This is a genomic window from Fulvivirga kasyanovii (assembly GCF_009711405.1).
Taxonomy (GTDB): domain Bacteria; phylum Bacteroidota; class Bacteroidia; order Cytophagales; family Cyclobacteriaceae; genus Fulvivirga; species Fulvivirga kasyanovii.
In genome coordinates this window covers 1-6,853 of the sequence record NZ_SMLW01000355.1, presented here as the reverse complement: position 1 = coordinate 6,853, position 6,853 = coordinate 1, and the positions used below count along the sequence as shown (strand labels likewise).

The 6,853-nt window shown below is 41.0% G+C and carries 7 protein-coding genes; 4 read left to right on the top strand and 3 right to left on the bottom strand.

What is annotated here, in order from left to right; all coding sequences use genetic code 11:
• Positions 1-104 precede the first annotated feature (104 nt).
• The 4 genes from E1163_RS03745 (at position 105) to E1163_RS03730 (ending at position 4,781) form a co-directional block, all read left to right on the top strand.
• Positions 105-2,267: an OmpA family protein gene (locus E1163_RS03745; RefSeq protein ID WP_155169589.1), complete on the top strand. Its 2,163-nt coding sequence runs from the start codon at positions 105-107 to the stop codon at positions 2,265-2,267.
• A 349-nt stretch (positions 2,268-2,616) separates the two neighbouring features.
• Entirely contained in the window at positions 2,617-3,339 is a 723-nt protein-coding gene (ubiE, locus tag E1163_RS03740; RefSeq protein WP_155169588.1) for a bifunctional demethylmenaquinone methyltransferase/2-methoxy-6-polyprenyl-1,4-benzoquinol methylase UbiE, read from the top strand.
• Entirely contained in the window at positions 3,288-4,025 is a 738-nt protein-coding gene (gene porT, locus E1163_RS03735; RefSeq protein WP_155169587.1) for a type IX secretion/gliding motility protein PorT/SprT, read from the top strand. The genes ubiE and porT overlap by 52 nt, the downstream gene beginning before the upstream one ends.
• Positions 4,026-4,781, top strand: coding sequence for an SDR family NAD(P)-dependent oxidoreductase (locus E1163_RS03730; protein WP_155169586.1), 756 nt, complete (start codon positions 4,026-4,028; stop codon positions 4,779-4,781). It begins immediately after the preceding gene.
• On the opposite strand, the gene E1163_RS03725 is transcribed toward E1163_RS03730, so the two are convergent.
• From E1163_RS03725 to E1163_RS03715, 3 genes are all read right to left on the bottom strand, one after another.
• A complete protein-coding gene (locus E1163_RS03725; RefSeq protein WP_155169585.1) occupies positions 4,776-5,414 on the bottom strand; it encodes an alpha/beta hydrolase in 639 nt (212 codons plus the stop codon). The genes E1163_RS03730 and E1163_RS03725 overlap by 6 nt on opposite strands.
• A gap of 65 nt (positions 5,415-5,479) precedes the next feature.
• Positions 5,480-5,914, bottom strand: coding sequence for a hypothetical protein (locus tag E1163_RS03720; protein WP_155169583.1), 435 nt, complete (start codon positions 5,912-5,914; stop codon positions 5,480-5,482).
• 18 nt (positions 5,915-5,932) lie between these two features.
• On the bottom strand, positions 5,933-6,853 hold a 921-nt coding region (locus E1163_RS03715; protein WP_343033738.1), incomplete at its 5' end, for a hypothetical protein.

Sequence of the window (6,853 nt, the reverse complement as noted above, 5' to 3'; positions counted from 1 at the left end):
TTATAATTGTTAATTAATAACTGAATAAAGGTTTTACGCATTTAATACACTGCTATTTTTTTAACTTAAATATTTTTAAATTGAGCAGCAAATATCATCACAAAATGTATAAACGGCTTAGGTTTTTATTTTTTATTGTATTTTTTCTCTGTTTTACATTAAAAGGTTTTTCTCAAGTAAGTCCGGAGAATAAGAAGTTGGCCGAAGACCTCATTTTGACGGCCGAAGAAATTATGGCTGCTACTCAGGCCATGGATCAGGCCCGTGAGATGTATGTACAGGCTGTAGAGGCAGACCCTACCAATATCAAGGCCAACTACATGGCTGGTGATTTTCACATCAGGACTGTAGGAAAAGACCGTGCAGTAAAATATTTCCTCAAAGTACTGGAGCTGAATCCGGAATATCGTTTTGATATAACCTATTGGATAGGTAGAAGTTACCAGTATGGTATGAACTTCGAGAAGGCTCTGGCATATTACAATCAATATAAGGCCAAGTTAATACAACATGATGGTTACAGGGGCAGGGACCGTACGGAATTGCCCGAAGTAGAGAGAAGGATCTATGAGTGCGAAAATGCCATTGAATTTGTAGCCAACCCCGCGCATTATTCCATTGTCAATGTTGGGAATGCTATTAACTCAGAATATGAAGAGTATGCCCCTGTATTGAATGAGGACGAAACCACGATGATATTCACTTCCAGAAGAAAAGAAGGTAACCTCAACCAAAACGTGGACAGGGACAACAAACCTTTTGAGGATATTTTCATATCGAAAAAGCAAAATGGCAAATGGGGGCCGGCACAGAACATCGGGGAAATTATTAATACACCTTACCACGGATCCAGCCTGGCACTATCCGCGGATGGTAACCAGCTATTCCTTTACAAGGATGATAATAACGGTGACATCTATGTGTCGGAACGAAAAGAGGATGATAGCTGGACTTTCCCACACCCACTTAGTGAAAACATCAACTCGTCAGGCTTCAAAGAGAATGCCGTCTCCATATCTCCAGACCAAAGCATCTTGTTTTTTGCCAGTGACAGGCCAGGTGGTCAGGGTGGTATTGATATTTACTATAGTATAAAAGACAGAAATGGTGAATGGGCCAGGTCTAAAAATCTCGGGCCGGTAATCAATACCTCGTATGACGATGATGGACCGTTTATTGACTATGATGGCAAAACACTCTATTTCAGTAGTCAGGGCCGTAAGGGTATGGGAGGTTATGATATCTTCAAATCCGTATACGACAGTGCTGCCAATGAATGGAGCGAACCTGAAAACCTGGGGTACCCGATCAATACACCGGATGATGATATTTATTTTGTAAGTACCAAAGATGGAAAACGCGGGTACTATGCATCCGTTAGAGAGGATGGTTTGGGATATACTGATATCTATATGGTTACGATCCTTAAGGATGGAAAGATAGGAGAGACAGTGGCTTCTAAAAAAGTGGACAAAGAGGAAGTAAAAGAGCCTGAAGACAATGGCAGAAAGATAGATAAAGTAAAACAGGAAGAAACCAAACAGGAGGAACAGGTAGCACAGGAAGAAGTTACGCAAGAGGAAGTTAAGGAGGAGGAAGTTAAGCAAGAGGAAGTCAAGCAGGAGGTTAAACCGCAACTGCAGCCTGTAACCGTCAATGTAACCGTTCTGGATGAAGACAAACAACCTGTAGATGCTAAAGTGAGTTTAAAAAGCTTGTCAGATAATGTAATGGCAGGGAAAAGCAACAATGGTACAGGCTCATATCAGTTTAAAGTCACTACTCCTGATGCCAAGACATACAGGTTGTCTGTGGAGAAGGATGGTTATGTGTTCCAGAACCTGGATATAGCTGTAAAACCCACAACAAAGCCTCAGACAATAAACAGAACAGTGGATCTGCAGAAATTAAGAATCGGTACCAGGTCTGTTCTCCGTAATATTTATTTTAACTTCGACAAGGCTACATTTAAAGATGAGTCTTACAATGAGTTGAACAAGTTGGAGACTATGATGGCACAGAACCCTGGCATGGAGATTGAAATATCCGGACATACTGATAATATTGGCTCAAAAGACTATAATAAGATGCTGTCTCAGAGACGTGCCAACGCAGTGAAAGATTACCTCGTAAAGAAAGGTATAGACGCCAGAAGGGTTACTGCGGTAGGCTACGGAGAGGAAAGGCCTTTGGCTAGCAACGATGATGAAAAAGAAGGCAGAGAGTTGAACAGGAGGGTAGAGTTCAAAGTTATTGGCGGTAAATAAGCCAGAATAAGTAAAGAATTTAAAGGCTGTTTCAAAAATGGTTAAGCCAGGCTTGAAACAGCCTTTTCTTTTTCTCATACAATCTCGTCCAGACAGAGTCGAATAGCTTGCAATGCGAAGCGCTGAATCGTAGTCTTCACCTATTACCCATGATTATTCTGGTTTGTCAGCTCCTTTGCTAACTGCCACTAAAAGGTACCTTTTCGTATTTCCCTAGTAATTCGCACCCATCCTTCATGGTGCTCCTTTGCAAACAGGGGCCTTTATTAGGAATTACTAACCGGATATAGGATATTTGCAGCAGTTTAAACAAAGCCCTTTCATCAGGGTTATTAATTGCAAAGAGACAATGGCGGTAGTACCATATAAAGAACAGCAGACAGGTAAAAAGGAGCAGGTAGCTGAAATGTTCAACAGCATCAGCAAGAAGTATGATTTCTTAAATCATTTTCTGAGCTTGGGTATAGACATTCTCTGGAGGAATAAAGCCATTGGTTTGCTTAAGCGGGATCAGCCGAAACTTATACTAGACATTGCTACCGGTACCGGAGATTTTGCTATTGAAGCACTCAAGTTAAATCCTGATAAGGTGATTGGTGTTGATATAAGTGAGGGGATGCTCAATATGGGCAGGGAAAAACTCAAGAGAAGAAAGCTTGATGATAAAATTGAACTCCAAATGGGCGATTCTGAAAAGCTGCTGTTTGATGACAATAAGTTCGATGCCGTTATCGTTTCTTTTGGTGTAAGGAATTTTGAGAACCTGGAAAAAGGACTGGCTGATATGTACAGGGTACTTAAACCGGGAGGTAAAACGGTTATCCTCGAATTTTCAAGACCATCAAAATTCCCATTTAAGAACATATATAACTTTTACTTTAAAGCAATTTTACCTAAAATTGGTAGATTGGTTTCGAAAGACAGGGCAGCTTACACTTATTTACCCGAATCAGTACAGGCTTTTCCTGACGGTGAAAGTTTTTTGAAAGTATTAGAAAAAGTAGGTTTTAAAAATACTCAATGCAAGCCCCTAACATTTGGCGTAAGTTCAATATACACTGGAGTAAAGTAATATTATCGGCACTGATCGTGCTGGTATGCTCTTCCGCGGCATTGTCGCAGCGCCAGGTAGGTATCAATAACCCTAATTATGATGACAGGTTCATCAGCTATGGATTCTTAATAGGGCTCCATACTTCTGCATATCAATTAAAGTATTCCGATGCGTTCGTAAGCAGATCGCTGGACTCATTATATTCCATTTCCCCCCGTTGGTCCGGAGGCTTTTCCCTGGGCTTTATAGTCAATATGAGGGTGGCAGACTTTCTGGATATCAGGGCGCTTCCTACCGTAGCCTTTTATGAGCATTCTCTGGAGTATCAGAGGCTGGATCTACCTGTGATCAATGAATTAGTGGAAACTACTGTTGTGGAGCTGCCTATCCTGTTGAAATATAAATCGGAGCGACGAGGTAATGTCAGGATGTATTTTGTAGGAGGTGTTAAACCAGGGTTGGAAGCATCAGGTAAAAATGATGTCGAATCAGTAGGTGATGATAATCTGGATATTAAGGAATTTAATATGTCTTTGGATGTTGGTTTTGGTGTAGATTTATATTACCCATTATTCAAGTTTTCACCCGAAATTAGGTTTTCAAGGGGAATCCAAAATATGCTTGGTTCAGGTCAAAATGAATTTAGCGCAGGCATAGACAGGTTGAATACAAATACCATAACACTTTATTTCCTTTTTCAATAAATGTCAAAACGTACCGCACTTATTACAGGAGCTACCTCTGGGATTGGTTTATCAACAGCCAGAGTGTTGGCCAGAAACAACTTTAATCTGATAATATGTGGAAGGAGGGAAGAGCGGCTCCAGCAGTTAGAAGAGGAGCTTAAAGCTTCATGCAAAGTTATTTCTTTATCCTTTGATGTAAGAGACAGAGCCGCAGTTGAGGCTTCCATCAGTTCGTTGCCTGCGGACTGGAAGCAGATAGATGTATTGGTCAATAATGCAGGCAATGCACATGGTTTGTCCCCTATAGATCAGGGAAATGTAGACGATTGGGATGCCATGATCGATATTAATGTAAAGGGACTGTTGTATGTATCTAAGGCTATTATTCCAGGCATGGTAGAGCGTAAAAGTGGTCATGTGGTCAATATAGGCTCAATAGCAGGGAAAGAAGTTTATCCTAATGGTAATGTCTATTGTGCATCCAAGCATGCTGTCGATGCCATCAACAATGGTATGCGATTAGACCTGAACCAGTACGGTATAAAAGTGACTGCTATTAACCCCGGGCTTGTAGAAACTGAGTTCTCTATGGTGCGTTTCAAAGGAGACCAGGAAAAGGCGGACAGTACCTACAAAGGGATGACACCGCTGACCCCCGAAGACATAGCAGAGACCATTCTTTTTGTGGTGACCAGGCCTTCACATGTTAACATCAGTGATCTGGTTATATTCCCAACAGATCAGGCCAGTTCTACCCTTGTAAAACGATCATAGAAAAATTTGCTTAAGAGGTGAGTCGCTAATGTCGTGACCACCTTTAAAGGGTATAATCGTAGGTGTTACTTCCAGCTTTCTGGAGAGTTCCTTCATTTCATCCATGCGTTCTTTGGTAAGGAAAGGATCTTCTGTGCCATAGACATAATATATCTTTTTGTCAGAAAACTCATGAGAAGCCCTTTCAAAGTCCATATCCGGAGGGAATATGCCTGCCCATAGGATTAGTTTATCAAATGGTATCTGGCTCATGGCAGCCCAGCGGGAGGCTGTTGCTGCGCCCTGCGAGAAGCCGATTATAGACGTTTTTAACGTCTCTCTCCCCGAGGTAAGCTGCCGGTGTACCGCAGAAAGGTAATTGATGTAATTCTTGATGTCGGTGAGCCTTTCTTCTTTTGTCATCCATGTTGCACCTACTCTGCCGCTAAAGCCTTCCAGATAGAACCTGGAAAGCCCCTCAGGTGCGATTATGCAGGTTTTATCATTTTCCAGGGCACCAAATTTGCGAATAAAGTACTTGGCTTGCTGGCCATAGCCATGTATAACGAAAATTAGCTCTTTTGTATCGGCAGTAATTTCTGCGGACTGGAAATATCTTGCCTCAAATCCAAAATTGACACTCTTCTGTCTCATATTGGGAAAAATAAAAAGGCAGGTCTCGCTGGGAAACCTGCCTCTATAAAGTTTTTAATTAAATATTATCTCTTGAAACCAAGGGCACTTCCACCACAGAACTGAGTGCTGTTGTCGAAAGTATATTGAATATAATAGATACCTGTAGTGTTACAAGGGTATGCAATTGCAGAAATAAACTGTCCGTTTAGTTTACTACTTGCCACCTGGTTTCTGTTGCTGTCAAATAATGAAACGACGATGCCATCTGTGCTTTCACCTGTTGCACATACATTGATCATGTATTGAGTGCCTTTGGTAAATACGTAAGAGTATTCCACCTTGGTTTTAGAGCCTCCCTGACCATCAATCTTGTAGCTTTTCAGGAAGTTGAAACCTGAAGCTAATTTAGGGATACAGGCATCTGTATATTGTTCCGGATTGCACTGGCCCTTTGCAGAACCACCCGATAACAGGAAAAATAAACCCACAACAAAAACTGAATAAATTGCCTTTTTCATATTACGCATGTTTTCCTCTTAACTGATTACTTTTTTTCTGATGGAGTTAACTACATCCTTAATGTTATTGACATTCTCCTGAGTGATTTGGATCTCACTTGAGCTGTTGTCTTTAATTACCATTACTCCATCCACAATTTCAAATGTCGATTCTTTATAAGTCTTAATGATTTTTATAGACTCATACTGCTCCTGCAGCTTTTGCATGTCCTCCAAAAGTGATGCCATATTTTTATCAACTTCCTGGTAGAAGGATAAAAGCAGTACTATATTCTCTAAAATGATTTTTTGCTCACCAATTTTTTCTTGTAGCTCTTTATTGGAAGGGTCTTTAGCAGATACCTGACAAGTGATATGCATAGCCTCCAGCCAGCCTCCGGTAAGCAAAAGCACACTCAGGTTTGCACGGTTTTGCTCCTGCAGGTAGTGGTTAATGCTGTTGAAATTCTGAGTGGTGATTAACAGCAACGAATCAAGGTTTTTGCTGTTGGTTGCCAGACGACCGATAGTCTCAATATCAAAAAACTGCCCGATGCTTAATCCGTCAGCAAGCTCCTTAATAGCGGTCATGTAGTCCAGACCATCCTGATTTTGCTCATAAATGTTGGTGTAACCCAGGTCAGTTCCATAAATACCTAGGTTCAATGCTTTGCGGTAGTTGCTGTTGTATTTGGATATGTTGTCCGGAGAGTTAAGCAGACTTTTGTCATACTTTGTTCCTGACTCACGTAGCAACACTGATATCTCCAGAGGAGATGGGATTTGCTGTATAATGCTGCTGATTACTTCTTCTGAGATGGCCGGGCCTTCAATTTTTGTTGAATCCAGGCTCTCCAGAAATGCTTTCTCATCTGGTTTTTTACTTGAATCGCAAGCAGATATTATTAAAATCAGCAATAAACTGAATGATAAGATCCTCATAGGTAAAACATTAAAAAG

Bases quoted from the DNA above. Each gene is read 5' to 3' on its own strand.
- E1163_RS03745 (WP_155169589.1), top strand. From the start codon at position 105: ATGTATAAACGGCTTAGGTTTTTATTTTTTATTGTATTTTTTCTCTGT.
- ubiE (WP_155169588.1), top strand. From the start codon at position 2,617: ATGGCGGTAGTACCATATAAAGAACAGCAGACAGGTAAAAAGGAGCAG.
- porT (WP_155169587.1), top strand. From the start codon at position 3,288: ATGCAAGCCCCTAACATTTGGCGTAAGTTCAATATACACTGGAGTAAA.
- E1163_RS03730 (WP_155169586.1), top strand. From the start codon at position 4,026: ATGTCAAAACGTACCGCACTTATTACAGGAGCTACCTCTGGGATTGGT.
- E1163_RS03725 (WP_155169585.1), bottom strand. From the start codon at position 5,414: ATGAGACAGAAGAGTGTCAATTTTGGATTTGAGGCAAGATATTTCCAG.
- E1163_RS03720 (WP_155169583.1), bottom strand. From the start codon at position 5,914: ATGAAAAAGGCAATTTATTCAGTTTTTGTTGTGGGTTTATTTTTCCTG.